A 14158-nucleotide genomic window follows, 5' to 3' on the forward strand; every position below is an offset into this window, starting at 1 on the left:
GCGCGGGCGCTCAGAGGGTCGTCTTGTTCAACGGACTGAACGAGGGCGGGCGAATGACGGTCTGCGCGGTTTGCGTACTGGCCTGCCCCGCGACCTGACTCGTCGCTGCGCCAAGCGCCGCCTGCGCGGCCGCTGTCGTGCCGCCCGTCGCCGCCGCAGCAGCGGTGCGCGTCAGCGCGCCGGCCACGCCCGCTGCCACGCCGCTCGACACCCCCGCGCCGGTCAGTGCGGAACCCAACGCACCGCTCGCCGTCTGCGTGAGCGCACTCACACCCGCGCCCTTGACCGCTTCGAGCGCGCCCGCCGCGTTGCCGCTCGCGACGGCCGAGACCGCCGCAGGCGCTGCGGCCAGCAAGCCCCCGGTCATGCTCGGCAGCACCGCCTCCGACCCTGCGTCAACCGTCTTCGGACGCCCATCCGGCGCCACGAACTTGTGCGCATCCGAATCGAGCCGCGCCTCTTCCTCGAAGTAATGCACAGCGCCGCCGCCACGCGGCACGCCTGCCACCGTCGCTTTGCCGTTAGCGTCGAGTTGGCCCACGCGGCTGCTGCCATCCGGGAACTTCACCTCGTATTTGGCGTTTCGAACCGGCTCCCCGTTCGGATACGTGTGCCACAACTGCATCCCCGTCTCTTGCTGCGTCGGCAGAAGCGGCAGCGCCGCGCGCTGCGTGCCCGATGGCCCGATGCGCAGCGGCCCTTTCAACGTGATGTCACCCGCGCTGCCGATCTCCACCTGCGAGCCTTCGAGCTTGATGTAAGCGCCGCCGCACATCAGCACGAGCTTCTTGCTCGCATTGAGCGTCACCGTGTCTTCGGTGCTGCTGATCGTCACGCCCTTGAGCGCGGTCAGTTCCAGCGCGTCGCTTTGCGCCTGAACTTCCACCTTGCCCTTGCCGGCGAAGAGCTTCATGCCCTGCGTGTTCGCAAAGAGCGACACCGCTTGGCCCGCCGCCACCGTGTAGTTGCCGCCGACAGCGGAATCGGCGTTGCCGCCGGCGGTCGCGAACAGATGACCACCCGCTGCCAGCTGCAAATGTTCGCCGCTCGTGAACGCCATCCCGCGCGGCGCGGATGCGAGCAGCACCGCCTCCTTCAGACCGTTCAACTGCTCTTCGAGCAAGGCTTGCTGCGCCTCGCACGCGGCGACCACCGCCTTCGCCTGCCGCACCGCGTCCGACAGGCTCTTCGTGCGCGCGTTCGCAGTCTGGAGCTGTTGTTGCGCCGCTTGCATGTCGAGCGCCTGACCGCTTGCCTGGGCTTGCGCATCGGCGCTGAGAAAGAGGCCCTTGCCCGCACGCAACGCGCCCCAGCTATCCGAGCGCAACTCGAAGCCGTCACCGCGCTTCTGTTTGCTCTTGTCGACCAGATAGCCGAGATTCAGCTGCGTCTTGCCGCCGTACTCGGTCGACAGCTTGATGCTCTGCTCGCCGTCCCAGTCCTCGAAACGCAGTTTGTTGTTGCTCTGCGTGCGGATCACGTTGCGCGACATCCAGCGATCCTGGCTCGTCACCAGATCGACCGCCTGACTGTGATGGTGCGCGTGCGCGATCTCCGGACGGTTCGGATTTCCCCCGACGAAGATCACGCCCACTTCCGTGTCATGCAGCAGCGGAAAGTGGAAACCCGTCTGCTGGGCGCCGGCGAACGGCTTCGCCAGCCGCAGCGGCACGCTCTCGGCGCTGGCGGGCCACTCGTCGAAATCGAAATCGAAGCGCACCGGGTAACAGCCTTGTTGCGTCAGGTACGCATACTTGTAGCTGTCCGGCGTGGTGATGCGCGCGCTCAACGTGCCGTGAATCTTCGGCCACGTATCGTCTTCGAGCCGAAGCCGAAAGCGTCGCTCGGCGGGAATTGCCTTGTAGATGTTCGTGTACGTCGCGTCGCGCGCGCCCGCGTGCGTGACTTCGACCACGAGCTGGCCGTGCGGCGCGTCGGGCAACGCTTCGTCCATGCGCAGGATGCGCGCCGGACACAGGCTGAGCACATTGCTCTTGCCCTCGTAGACGATCTGCCAGGCGAGCGCCGCCTCGTGGCGCAGACGCGCCTCCCATTCGGCTTCCTGCTGGTCCAGATGGTGCGTGCCGAACACATACGACTGGCCGAACGTGGTCGTGTCCTGACGGGCGAGATTGGCTTCGGCCTTGAAACGTTCGTAGGCTTTGTCGGGGTTGTAGTCGGCGACCAGAAACGATTCGGGAATCGTCTCGCTGTGCGTCTTCAATGCGAGCACCGCTTGTTCGCCGGTCGCCAGCCCCGCCATCTCCCGATAGGCGACCTTGAGCGGTGGCTGGTACAGGTAGTGGTCGATGTCGTCGGCGAATTGCACCCGATCGCCGAACTCGCCATGCTCGATGTAGCAATAAAGCCCCGCCTGCTGCATCAGGATGTGGATGTATTGCCAGTCGGAGGTTTGATATTGCAGGCGGAACTTGAGTTGCGGATACACGCGACGCAACTTGAAGCCGAACTGGTGAGCCTTGAAGCCCTGACGGCGCAGAATCGCTTCGATGATCTGCGGCGCGGTCTTGTTCTGGAACACGCGCGTGGCGCGCGTCAATCGCAGGCGCGCCACGTGCGCTTCGACCACGATCCGATAGGCGGTGAAATCCTTCGATTTGCCGGTCTGGCTGAAGTGCGTGATGCAGCCGGCGAACGTGCGGGGCGTGGACGCGTCAGGCGGCTCGATGGTGAACGTCGCGTCGCGGCCGAGATAGTCTTCGCGCGTGAGCGTGATGTCGCTCGTCAGGTCGATGGTGATGTGGTACGGGTCGCCCAGCCGCTCGGTCGCCTTGAACGACACCACTGACAAGCCCTTGGCGCTGGCGGCGCCCGGCACGTCGAGAAAACACGATTGACGGCCGGTGACAGCGGCTTGACGCGCGGCGCGTGGCTGCGCGCCGGAATGCTCGATGGTCGAACTCACGAACTAATCTCTCCCAGGGTTTGTTCTTGTCGTTGCCTGAGAGACTAGTAATCTGAGCCCTTCCTAATCCATACGATAAGTCCGAATCATCGAACAATTCGGCCGCCGCCGACTGACACGAAAGGAATCAGCATCCACCGATTCAATGACACAACTCCTCGAGCCGCTTGCCGTTGGTCTTCGGCCCGAATCCGCCGATCGACACCATCACCACCAGCATGCAGACCGTAATACCCACGAACACGCCCTCCACGCCGAAATCGCGCAACAGCGCCGCGATGATGAAGCCCGACATCATCGCGCCCATGCGGCTCGCCGAATACACGATGCCGTTCGCTCGGCAGCGCACCGAAGTCGGGAAAAGCTCGGACTGGTAGGCGTGATAGCACACCGAGATCGTCTGCCCGGCCAGGCTGATGAGCACGCCGAAGACGATCAGCGGTCCCACCGACCTCATCTGTCCGAACGCGATCCCGAACACGATCACCGCGAGCGCCGCGCCCACGATCAGCCACTTGCGCTGGATCTTGTCGGCGTAGAGCATCGCGAGGAGCGGTCCGACCGGCAGCGCGAACGCGATGATGAACGAATACAGCAGGCTCTTCGTCACGGTGATGCCCTGCCCGATCAGCAGCGTCGGCACCCAGTTCGCGAAGCCGTAGTAGCCGATCGCCTGGCAGAAATTGAAGACGATCAGCATGATGAAGCGCGAGCGGTACGGCGGCTGCAGCAGTTCGGCGAACGACGCGCGCCGGTGCATCGGCTGCTCGATCGCGGGCAGCGGCGGCGGCAGCGGCTTGCCCGACTGCCGCGCGACGATATCCTCGATCCGCTGCACGACCGCCTCGCCCTTCGCGACGTGATCGTGCGTCGCGAGCCAGCGCGGACTCTCCGGCACGGCGCGGCGGATGAACCACACGACCACCGCGCCCGCCGATCCCGCCAGCACGACGATGCGCCAGCCGTCGATGCCGAAGAGCGTCGTCGGCACGAGCCAGTACGAGAGGATCGCGGCAACCGGCGCCGCCGCGAACATCACGAACTGGTTGAACGCCATCGCGCGGCCGCGCATGTGCTGCGGCACGAGTTCGGTCACGTAGCTGTCGATCGTGATGATCTCGACGCCCACGCCGATGCCCGTGATGAAGCGCCACAGGATCACGCCTTCGGGCGTCGTCTGGAAGGCCATGATCGCCGACCCGATCGAATACCACAGCAACGAATACGTGAAGACCGAGCGACGGCCGAAACGGTCCGGCAGCCAGCCGAAGCCGAGCGTGCCGACGAACAGCCCGGCGAACGTGGCCGCGATGAACCCCGCGATGCCGGTGAAGCCGAAGAACGACGTCGTCGTGGTCGCGAGCATGCCGCTCTTCGCCATGCCCGGCGCGATATAGCCGGTGAAAATCAGGTCGTAGATCTCGAAGAAGCCGCCGAGCGAGATGAGGAACACGAGCACCCACAGATGCCGCGTGATCGGAAGGCGGTCCATCCGCGCGGAAATTTCCGCACCCGGGTTGATGCCGACGCGAACGTTCGGCGTTGCAAGCGGGGAACTGCCCGCGACGACGGAAGGCTGCATGTTTGTCTCCTTTTATGTCGGCGGCACTTTTTTCGATGCGTGCCTGCCGGCGTGATGGTACTGAATGAACTGTCGGACGCGTGTGATGCGCTCAGGCGGCAATCCGGCTCTTCAACCGCGACAACACTTCCTGCGTGTGCTCGCCGACCTTCGCCAGCGCCTGCCGCACGCCGGGACGCCGGCCGCCCATCGTGAGCGGCAGCAGGACGACCTCGGTCATGCTGCCGTCGTCGGTTTCCATCGGCACGAGGCCGCCGCTCGCCTTCAGATGCGGGTCGTCGAGCAACTGTTCCGGGCGCACGATCGGCGCGTAGGGAATGCCCGCCGCTTCGAGCTTCGGCGCGAGTTCGTCGGCGCGATGATCCTTCAGGATCGCCCCGAGCACGTCGAGCAGTTCGGGGCGGACCGCGACGCGCAGCGCGTTGTTCGCGAAGCGCGGCTCGGCCGGCAGATCGGGACGATGCAGCACGTCGCAGAGCGTGATGAACTGCTTGTCGCTGACCGCGCCGATGAACAACTGTTCGCCGCCGGCCAGCGTGAACACGTCGTAGACGCTCCACGCCGACACGCGCGCGGGCATCGGGGGCGGCGGCTCCTTCGTCATCGCGTACTGCTGCATGTGCTGCGACGACAGGAACACGCAGTTCTCGAACAGCGCGCTCTGCACTTCCTGTCCGCGGCCCGTGCGTTCGCGTTCGCGCAGCGCGGCCAGCACGCCGATCGCGCCGAACATGCCGCCCATGATGTCGTTCACCGACGTCCCCGCGCGCAGCGGACGGCCGACCGGTCCCGTCATGTAGGAGAGACCGCCCATCATCTGCACGACTTCATCGAGCGCGAGACGCTTCTCGTAGGGTCCGGGCAAAAAGCCCTTGTGCGACACGTAGATGAGGCCGGGATACTGCTGCGAGAGCGTGTCGTGGTCGAGGCCGAGCTTCGTCATCAGGCCGGGGCGGAAGTTTTCGAGCATCACGTCGCAGGTGCCGATCAGTTCGACCGCGGCGTCGCGGCCTTCGGGCGTGGTGATGTCGAGCACGACGCTTTTCTTGTTGCGGTTGAACGAGCGAAAGAAGCCGATGCCGAGGCCCGGCAGCGTGCGCGTCTTGTCGCCGCCGGGCGGTTCGATCTTGATCACTTCGGCGCCGAGGTCCGCGAGGATCATGCCGCACGTCGGTCCCATGACCATGTGCGTGAATTCGATGACGCGCACGCCGTCGAGGGGAAGTTTCGTATCGTTGGTGTTCATGATGTCCTCAGGCGGCGAGCGCGTGGGTTTTTGGCAATCCGGCACGCCACAGCGCGCCGTGCAGCGATTCGCCTTCGAGCCACTGCGCGACCTTCGCGCGCAGCGCCAGCAAGGCGGGAATATCGATGCCGGTATCGATGCCCATGTCGGCGAGCATGAACGCGAGGTCTTCGCTCGACGCATTGCCGCTCGCGCCCGGCGCGTGCGGGCAGCCGCCGATTCCGGCGAGCGTGGCGTCGAAGCGCGCGACGCCGGTTTCGAGCGCGGCGTAGACATTGGCGAGCGCGAGGCCGCGCGTGTCGTGGAAATGGCCGCACCAGAAGCGCTCGCCGGCGATCTTGCGGGCCTTCTCGAAGAGATCGCGCACGGCGGCGGGGCCCGCGTAGCCGACCGTATCGGCGATGCTCACGCGGTCCGCGCCGGCATCGAGCAGCGCCTGCATGCAGCGCAGCACTTCGCTCTGCTCGACGCGGCCCTGGATCGTGCAGCCGAACGCCGTGCCGATGCCGCCTTCGATCAGCGTCTTCGACCCGGCCGCGTCGCGCGCGGCACGAATGCGCGCCACCTCGGCGACGACTTCGTCGGGCGTCTTGCGCAGATTGGCGAGGCTATGTTCATGACTCGCCGAGAGCGGCACGAGCATCAGATCGGCCTGGGTATCGATCGCGCGCTCGGCGCCCTTCAGATTCGGCACGAGCACGGAAACGACGAGTTCCGGCAGCGTTTTCGCATAAGCGACGAGTTCGGCGGTATCGGCAAGTTGCGGCAGCAGGCGCGCCGGCACGAACGAGCCGACTTCGATTTCGCGCTGACCGGCGGCGTAGGCATCGGCGATCCATTCGATCTTGCGCTCGGTCGGCAAAATGCTCCGGATGCTTTGCAGGCCGTCGCGCAAGCCGACTTCGCGAATGGCGACCGCCTTGGGGAATGGGGTCATGCGCTATGTCTCCAGTTAGCCGGTCATTGACGCCGGCGTTGTGCTAACTTTAGACATTCCAGCCAAACCTTAAAGCGGTATTTTGGAACCACTGACATTCCGAACCGGAACGGCTAAACAACCCGAACGCGCATTACGCCCATGCGAGACATCGACCTGAAAACATTGCGATTGCTCGTCGCGGTCTGCGATCACCGCAATATCGCGCGGGCGGCGGAGGAGGCGCACATCGAGCCTTCCGCGATCAGCAAGCGCATCGCGCAACTCGAAAACGATCTGGGCGTGCCGCTCCTGTCGCGCTCGCGGCGCGGCGTCGAGCCCACGGCGGCCGGCATCGCGCTCCTGGAACACGCGCGCAACGTGCTGTTCACGATGGAGCGCATCGCGAGCGACGTCGCCGCGTTCGGCGGCGGGCTGAAGGGCCGCGTGAGCGTGTGCGCGTCGGCATCGGCGATCGCGGAGGCGCTGCTCGACGACATCGCGTCGTTCATGCGCGCGCCGGCGCATCAGAACATCCGCGTGGACGTCGAGGAGCGGCTCTCGCTCGAACTCGTGCGGCAGTTGCGCGAGGGCGCGGCGAGCGTCGGCGTGTGCTGGGACAACGTCGACTTGCAGGGCCTCGCGCACCGGCCGTATCGCCAGGACCGGCTCGCGCTCGCCGTGCATGCCGATCATCCGCTCGCGGCCGAGGCGTCAGTGTCGTTCGAGCAGTCGCTCGCGCACGAGCACGTCGGCCTGCCGCCCGCCACCGCCGTCCACACGATGCTCCAGCGCGCCGCCGCGCGAGCCGGCAAGACGGTGTCGTATCGCGTGATCGTGTCGAGTTTCGACGCCGCGTTTCGCGTCGTCGCGGCCGGGCTCGGGGTCAGCGTCGTGCCGATGGAAGTGGCCGAAACGTATCGGCCACTGTTGGGAATCCGCGTCGTGCCGCTCACTGATGCGTGGGCGGAACGGCGCTTCGTCGTGTGTTTCCGGGATTTCGAGGCGTTGCAGCCGGCGGCGCAGCGGATGGTCGAGCATCTCGTCGAGCGCGCGGCGCAGTAGCCGCCCGCGCGCTTCCCACACGGGCAGCGCTTGGGCACAATGGTTGCGTCTGAGTCCCGAGATCACACGGCGACCGCCCACGAGCGGGGCCGCCTCACCTCCTAAACCATGCGCCCTGCCGACGTCGACGTTTCCCCCGCCCTCGAATGCCGCGCCCTCTGCAAGGCCTACGGCGGCGGTCGCGTCGTGCTGGCGGACCTCGACTTCGCGCTCGGCGCGGGCGAATTCGTCGCGATCATGGGCGACTCGGGCGTCGGCAAATCGACGCTGCTCAACCTGATCGCCGGACTCGACAGCGCCGACAGCGGTGACGTGCTGATCGACGGCGCGTCGATCTCGCGTCTGAACGACGACGCCGCCACGCGCCTGCGTCGCCAGAAGCTCGGCTTCGTGTTCCAGGCGTTCCATGTGCTGCCGCATCTCACGCTCGCGCAGAATGTCGCGGTGCCGCTGCTTCTGAACGGCATGGCGCCCGCGCCCGCGCTCGACATGCTCGCGGCGGTCGGACTCGCGGGCCGCGGCGACGACCTGCCGCGCCAGTTGTCGGGCGGCGAGCTTCAGCGCGTGGCGATTGCGCGCGCACTCGTGCACCGGCCGCGCCTGATTCTCGCCGACGAACCCACCGGCAACCTCGATCCGCAAACCGCGCACGAAGTGCTCGCGCTTTTCGTCGCCGAAACGAAGGCGACCGGCGCCGCGACGATGATGGTCACGCATTCGGAAGCGGCGGCGGCCTTCGCGGATCGCGTGCTGATCCTCTCCGACGGCGCGCTGCATGCGCGCACCCTGCCCGCGCACACGGACCTGCACGCGCACGAGACGCGCCGCGCATGAGCGCGCCGCCGCGCCCCGCCGCGCCCCTTCCCCGCGCTCATCGCGCTCATCGCACGCTCACGCGCTGGCTGCTCGGCGCGCAATGGCGCAGCCATCGCGGACGCGCGCTCGTCGCCATCGCGACGATCGCGCTCGGCGTCGGCCTCGGCTATGCGGTGCAACTGATCAACGGCGCCGCGTTCAACGAGTTTTCCGCTGCGGCGCGCAGTCTCTCCGGCCAGGCGGATTTGCAGATACGCGGCGCGCAGCCGTTCTTCGACGAAAGCCTCTATGCGCGGCTCGCCACGCACGCCGGAGTGGCGATCGCGAGTCCCGTCCTCGAACTCGATGTCGCCGTCCCGCGGCAGGACGCGCCGCTCAAACTGCTCGGCATCGACGTGTTCAAGGCGAAGCGCATCGCGCCGGATCTGACCGGCGTGCCGTCGTCGCAGACACCGTTCGACGCCCTCGCCGACGACGCCCTCTTCCTCTCGCCCGCCGCGCAGCAGTGGCTCGGCGCGGGCGCGAACGTGACATTGCGCCACGGCACGTCGGACGTGCGCTTGCGCGTCGCGGGCGGCATCGCGCGGGCGCGGCCCGGCCAGCGCATCGCGGTGATGGACATCGCCGCCGCGCAATGGCGCTTCGGGATGCTCGGCCGCCTGTCGCGCGTGGATGTGCAGCTCGCGCGCGGCGTCGACCGGGAAGCGTTCCGGCGCGCGTTGCAGAACGAACTGGGCGCGGGCTTCGTCGTCGGCGAGACGCGCGACGTCGAAAGCCGCACCGACCGGCTTTCGCGCGCGTACCGCATCAATATGAACGTGCTCGCGCTGGTCGCGCTCTTCACTGGCGCGTTCCTCGTCTTCTCGACGCAGGCCGCGGGCGTCGTGCGGCGCCGCACGCAGTTCGCGATGCTGCGCGTGCTCGGCATGACGCGCGCGCTGCTCGTGCGGCAGATCATGCTCGAAGGCGCGCTGCTCGGCGTGGCGGGCGCGGTGCTCGGGATCGCGCTCGGCTACGCGGTCGCGGCACTCGCGCTGCGCTTTTTCGGCAGCGACCTCGGCGGCGGGTATTTTCCGGGCGTGGAGCCGCGCGTCGAATTCGAGCCGCTCGCGAGCCTTGTGTTTCTCGCGCTCGGGATTGGCGTGGCGCTCGCCGGCACGCTGATTCCCGCGCTCGAAGCGGCGCGCGCCCGTCCCGCGCCCGCGCTGAAAGCCGGCAGCGAAGAAGCCGCGCTTACGCCGCTCGCGACGCCCTGGCCCGCGCTCGTGTGCCTCGCGGCGGGCGCGGCGCTGACGCAGGCGCCGCCCGTCTTCGATGCGCCCGTCGCCGGCTATGCGGCCGTCGCGCTTTTGCTCGTCGGCGGAATCGCGCTGATGCCGCGCCTCACGGCGCTCGTCTTTCGCGCGCTCGGACGGCACCGTGCCCGGCGGCGATCCGGCGCCGTCGCGACGCTCGCGCTCGCGCGCCTCGCCAACGCGCCCGGACAGGCGTCGATCGCGATGGGCGGCGTGCTGTCGAGCTTCACGCTGATCGTCGCGATGGCGATCATGGTGTCGAGCTTTCGCAATTCAGTCGACGACTGGCTCGCGCATCTGCTCGCCGCCGATCTCTACGTGCGCGTCGCGGCGAGCGGCGACACCGGCGGGCTCGCGCCCGGCCAGCAGGCGCAGCTTGCCGCCGTTCGCGGCGTGAAGCACGCGGCGTTCGCGCGGACGTCGCGTGTGACGCTCGATGCGTCGCGGCCGCCCGTCGCGCTGCTCGCCCGCGAGATCGATCCCGCCGACCCCGGCGCGGCCATGCAGCTTACGGGCGCCGCGCTTTCGCCGCGCGACTGGACGAGCGGCGACACGCCGGTGTGGGCATCGGAGGCGATGGTCGATCTGTACGGCTATCGCGTCGGCGAGCGCGTGCGCCTGCCGCTCGGCGGCGAGGTGCGAAGTCTGATCGTGGCGGGCATCTGGCGCGATTACGTGCGGCAGACGGGCGCGCTGCAAATGCGTATCGACGACTACCGGCGCCTCACGGGCGACACGACCGCCACCGACGCCGGGATCACGCTCGCCGAGGGCACGCCGCCGACAGCCGCCATCGACGCGATGCGCGCGCTGCCCTTCGCCGGCGCGCTCGAATTCGCCCAACCGGGCGAAATCCGCGCGCGCACGCTGACCATCTTCGACCGCAGTTTCGCCGTCACCTATCTGCTCGAAGCGGTCGCCGTCGTAATCGGGCTGTTCGGGGTCGCGGCGACCTTCTCCGTGCAGACGCTCGCGCGGTCGCGCGAATTCGGCATGCTGCGGCACGTCGGCGTGACGCGCCGCCAGATTCTCGCGATCCTCGCGGCGGAAGGCGGTTTGCTGACCGCGCTCGGCATCGCGATGGGCTGCGTGCTCGGCTTCGCGATCAGCCTGATTCTCGTGTTCGTTGTGAATCCCCAGTCGTTTCACTGGAGCATGTCGCTCTATGTGCCGTGGGCGCTGATCGGCGTGATCGGCGGCGTGATGCTGGTGTCGTCGTGCATGACGGCGCTTTTGGCGGGGCGCCGCGCCGTCTCCGTCGATGCCGTGCGCGCCGTCAGGGAGGACTGGTGATGCGGCACTGGCTTCTGGCTTTGTCGATGACGCTGCCGCTTGCCGCCGTCGGCGCCGACTTCGCGCCCGTCGTGCCGGGCAGCGCGATCGACTATCCGCGCGACACCGGCGCGCATCCGGCCTTTCGCACCGAATGGTGGTACGCGACCGGCTGGCTCGACACGCCGGATCGCCAGCCGCTCGGCTTTCAGATCACGTTCTTCCGCTCGAAGACGGGCAAGGGCGCGGCGAACCCGAGCGCGTTCGCGCCGGCGCAGCTCGTCATCGCGCACGTGGCGCTGAGCGATCCCGCCTACGGTCGGCTCGTGCACGACCAGAAGGTCGCGCGCGAGGGTCTCGGCCTCGCGTGGGCCAGAACCGGCAGCACCGACGTCAAGCTCGAAACCTGGACGATGCTGCGCGGCACGGACGGCCGCTACGCGGTGAACGTCGACGCGGCCGGATTCGCGCTGCATCTGACGCTCGCGCCGACGCAGGCGCCGCTGATCCAGGGCGAGCACGGCTATTCGCAGAAGGGACCGCGGCCGGAGCAGGCGAGCTATTACTACAGCGAGCCGCACTTGCAGGTGAGCGGGAGCGTGACGCGGCCGGCTGCATCGGATGCGGCCAAAGGCGCGGCCGTCGACGTGACGGGCAGCGCGTGGCTCGATCACGAATGGTCGAGCACGCTTTTGTCCGACGATGCGTCGGGCTGGGACTGGCTCGGCGCGAATCTCGCCGACGGCGCCGCGCTGATGGCGTTCAAGGTCCGTGGCCGCGACGGCCGCGCGGTCTGGGCGCACGCCGCGCTGCGCGAGCGCGATGGCCGCACGACGCAGTACGGCCCGGGCGACGTCGATTTCACGCCGCAGCGCCAGTGGCGCTCGCCGCGCACGGACACGTCGTATCCGGTCGCGATGACCGTGCGCGCGGGGCCGTGGCAATGGCGCCTCACGCCGCTCATCGACGATCAGGAACTCGACTCGCGCGACTCCACCGGCGCGCTGTACTGGGAAGGCGCGGTGACGCTGAACGGAATCGGGCAGAACGCGCAGGGCCCGGGGCGCGGCTATCTCGAACTGACGGGCTACGCGAAGGCGGTCGACGTGGAGAAGCGCTAAAATCGGCGTTCATTCTGCGCCCGCCCATGCCTGTCTCTGACACCCTAGCTGACGCCCTCGTCGACGCCCTGCTCGATTCGCTCGCGCGCCCGATCGTGTTCGTCGATCTGGAGACGACCGGCGGCAACGCGACCACCGACCGCATCACCGAAATCGGCGTGGTGGAGGTGAGCCGCGCGGGCGTCGAGCGCTGGAGCGTGCTGGTCGATCCCGGCACGCCGGTGCCGCCCTTCATCGAAAAGCTCACGGGTATCAGCGACGCGATGCTGCACGGCCAGCCCACATTCGCGTCGCTGGCCGAGGCGCTGATCGAACGCCTTGCCGGCAAGCTCTTCGTCGCGCACAACGCGCGTTTCGACTACGGTTTCCTGAAGAACGAATTCCGGCGCGCGGGCCTCGCGTTTCGCGCCGACGTGCTGTGCACCGTGCGGCTGTCGCGCGCGCTCTTTCCTTCGGTGCAACGACACGGACTCGATTCGCTGATCGCGCGCTTCGGCCTCGCGCCCGAAGGCCGGCACCGCGCGCTCGCGGACGCCGATCTGCTCTGGCAGTTCTGGCAAAAGATTCACGAGCTGTATTCCCAGGATCTCGTCGATGCCGCGATCAAAACGTTGATCCGCCGCGCTGCGTTGCCCGCCGCGCTGCCCGAAAGCGCCCTCGACGCGTTGCCGTCGACCGCGGGCGTCTACGTCTTTCATGGCGACGACGACCTGCCGCTTTACGTCGGCAAGAGCATCAACCTGAAAGACCGCGTGATGGCGCACTTCTCGGGCGACCACCGACTCGCGAAGGATCTCGCGATTTCGCAGGCGATCCGGCGCATCGAGTGCCGCGAGACGGTCGGCGAACTCGGCGCGCTGCTGCTCGAAGCGAAACTGGTCAAGGATTTGCAGCCGGTGCACAATCGGCTGCTGCGCCGCGCCGACGCGACTTGTGCATGGCAATGGCTGCCGGGCGCGCACGCGCCGGTGCTGATCCACGCGAAGAAGCGCGACTTGTCGCGCGAGGCGGGTCTGTTCGGCGTTTATCAGTCGCGTGCGAAGGCGCAGGCCCATCTGCGCCGCCTCGCCGACGAGCACGAGCTCTGTCACGCCACGCTCGGCCTCGAAAAGATTCCGCCGTGCAGCGCGCGCGGATGCTTTGGCTATCAGGTCAGACGTTGCCAAGGCGCATGCGTCGGCGCCGAAACGTTCGCCGCGCACACCGCGCGAGCCCGCGAAGCGCTCGCTGCGTCGCGCGTGATCGAATGGCCGCACGCCGGGCCGATCGCCGTCGCCGAGCGCGACGCGAATTCGGGTCGCGCGGCGTGGCATGTCGTCGATCGCTGGTGCTATCTCGGATCGTGCAACAGCATCGACGAAATCGGAGCGCTCGTCGCGCGTGCCGGTGAAATCCGCGCATTCGATTTCGATGTCTACGCACTCCTCTCCCGACGACTCGTTTCCGGCGAACTCGAATGGATCGCCTGCGACGTGCGCCCGTGTTTTTCTCTCGCGGTGCAGCAAGGGCCGCTCGTTGCCGCTTCGTCCGCATCGAACCCGCGCAAAGCGTCTCGCAAGCAGAATCTTCAGGCGATTCTTCATGCAGCGCAATATGCACTTCCGTTCGCGTGAGCGAATCGAATAAGTGACCGCATTGTGCGGCAGGCCTCTCTGAGCGAATGCCCGGTTATATATCGTTAGGCTTGCAGCGAATCCCCGGACTAACAAACACTTCCCTTTCAATCAGACGATTAGTGGTTCTCTATTCATCCGATTTGAACTCCGATTAATTGAGGAGAAGATATAGGTCGAATTCCGGCTAGTCCGATCTCGCTTCGTGTGCGAGGATTCGGGCTGACCACTGGCTGAAAGCAAAACGAAACGCGCCGCGCATCGGTCCAAGAATCGACCGCGAATCTTCGGACAAAACGCGCGGCC

9 protein-coding genes are annotated in these 14158 nt (G+C 67.4%); 5 read left to right on the forward strand and 4 right to left on the reverse strand.

Annotated features, from left to right (window positions below):
- Window positions 1–10 precede the first annotated feature (10 nt).
- The 4 genes from AWB66_RS08575 to AWB66_RS08590 form a co-directional block, all read right to left on the reverse strand.
- A complete protein-coding gene (locus AWB66_RS08575) occupies window positions 11–2926 on the reverse strand; it encodes a type VI secretion system Vgr family protein (protein ID WP_235021042.1) in 2916 nt (971 codons plus the stop codon).
- 142 nt (window positions 2927–3068) lie between these two features.
- Complete coding sequence (locus AWB66_RS08580; protein WP_087629857.1) at window positions 3069–4508, reverse strand: MFS transporter; 1440 nt, start codon at window positions 4506–4508, stop codon at window positions 3069–3071.
- Between the two features lie 91 nt (window positions 4509–4599).
- Complete coding sequence (locus AWB66_RS08585; RefSeq protein WP_087629858.1) at window positions 4600–5754, reverse strand: CaiB/BaiF CoA transferase family protein; 1155 nt, start codon at window positions 5752–5754, stop codon at window positions 4600–4602.
- Window positions 5755–5761: 7 nt separating this feature from the next.
- On the reverse strand, window positions 5762–6691 hold the full coding sequence (locus AWB66_RS08590) for a hydroxymethylglutaryl-CoA lyase (RefSeq protein WP_087629859.1): 930 nt from the start codon (window positions 6689–6691) through the stop codon (window positions 5762–5764).
- A gap of 141 nt (window positions 6692–6832) precedes the next feature.
- Here AWB66_RS08590 and AWB66_RS08595 point away from each other — a divergent pair, with 141 nt between their 5' ends.
- The 5 genes from AWB66_RS08595 (at window position 6833) to AWB66_RS08615 (ending at window position 13852) form a co-directional block, all read left to right on the forward strand.
- Entirely contained in the window at window positions 6833–7735 is a 903-nt protein-coding gene (locus tag AWB66_RS08595) for a LysR family transcriptional regulator (RefSeq protein WP_087629860.1), read from the forward strand.
- Between the two features lie 108 nt (window positions 7736–7843).
- Window positions 7844–8569 carry an ABC transporter ATP-binding protein gene (locus AWB66_RS08600; protein ID WP_087629861.1) on the forward strand — a complete coding sequence of 242 codons (726 nt, stop codon included), beginning with the start codon at window positions 7844–7846 and terminating at the stop codon, window positions 8567–8569.
- Entirely contained in the window at window positions 8566–11139 is a 2574-nt protein-coding gene (locus AWB66_RS08605; protein ID WP_087629862.1) for an FtsX-like permease family protein, read from the forward strand. The genes AWB66_RS08600 and AWB66_RS08605 overlap by 4 nt, the downstream gene beginning before the upstream one ends.
- Window positions 11139–12239: a lipocalin-like domain-containing protein gene (locus AWB66_RS08610; protein WP_087629863.1), complete on the forward strand. Its 1101-nt coding sequence runs from the start codon at window positions 11139–11141 to the stop codon at window positions 12237–12239. Before AWB66_RS08605 ends, AWB66_RS08610 begins: the two co-directional genes overlap by 1 nt.
- A 26-nt stretch (window positions 12240–12265) precedes the next feature.
- Window positions 12266–13852: a 3'-5' exonuclease family protein gene (locus AWB66_RS08615; protein WP_087629864.1), complete on the forward strand. Its 1587-nt coding sequence runs from the start codon at window positions 12266–12268 to the stop codon at window positions 13850–13852.
- The last annotated feature ends 306 nt before the right edge of the window (window positions 13853–14158 follow it).

The organism is Caballeronia telluris (assembly GCF_001544495.1).
GTDB classification, from domain to species: Bacteria; Pseudomonadota; Gammaproteobacteria; order Burkholderiales; family Burkholderiaceae; genus Caballeronia; species Caballeronia telluris.

Bases quoted from the DNA above. Each gene is read 5' to 3' on its own strand.
- AWB66_RS08580 (WP_087629857.1), bottom strand. From the start codon at position 4,508: ATGCAGCCTTCCGTCGTCGCGGGCAGTTCCCCGCTTGCAACGCCGAAC.
- AWB66_RS08585 (WP_087629858.1), bottom strand. From the start codon at position 5,754: ATGAACACCAACGATACGAAACTTCCCCTCGACGGCGTGCGCGTCATC.
- AWB66_RS08590 (WP_087629859.1), bottom strand. From the start codon at position 6,691: ATGACCCCATTCCCCAAGGCGGTCGCCATTCGCGAAGTCGGCTTGCGC.
- AWB66_RS08595 (WP_087629860.1), top strand. From the start codon at position 6,833: ATGCGAGACATCGACCTGAAAACATTGCGATTGCTCGTCGCGGTCTGC.
- AWB66_RS08600 (WP_087629861.1), top strand. From the start codon at position 7,844: ATGCGCCCTGCCGACGTCGACGTTTCCCCCGCCCTCGAATGCCGCGCC.
- AWB66_RS08605 (WP_087629862.1), top strand. From the start codon at position 8,566: ATGAGCGCGCCGCCGCGCCCCGCCGCGCCCCTTCCCCGCGCTCATCGC.
- AWB66_RS08610 (WP_087629863.1), top strand. From the start codon at position 11,139: ATGCGGCACTGGCTTCTGGCTTTGTCGATGACGCTGCCGCTTGCCGCC.
- AWB66_RS08615 (WP_087629864.1), top strand. From the start codon at position 12,266: ATGCCTGTCTCTGACACCCTAGCTGACGCCCTCGTCGACGCCCTGCTC.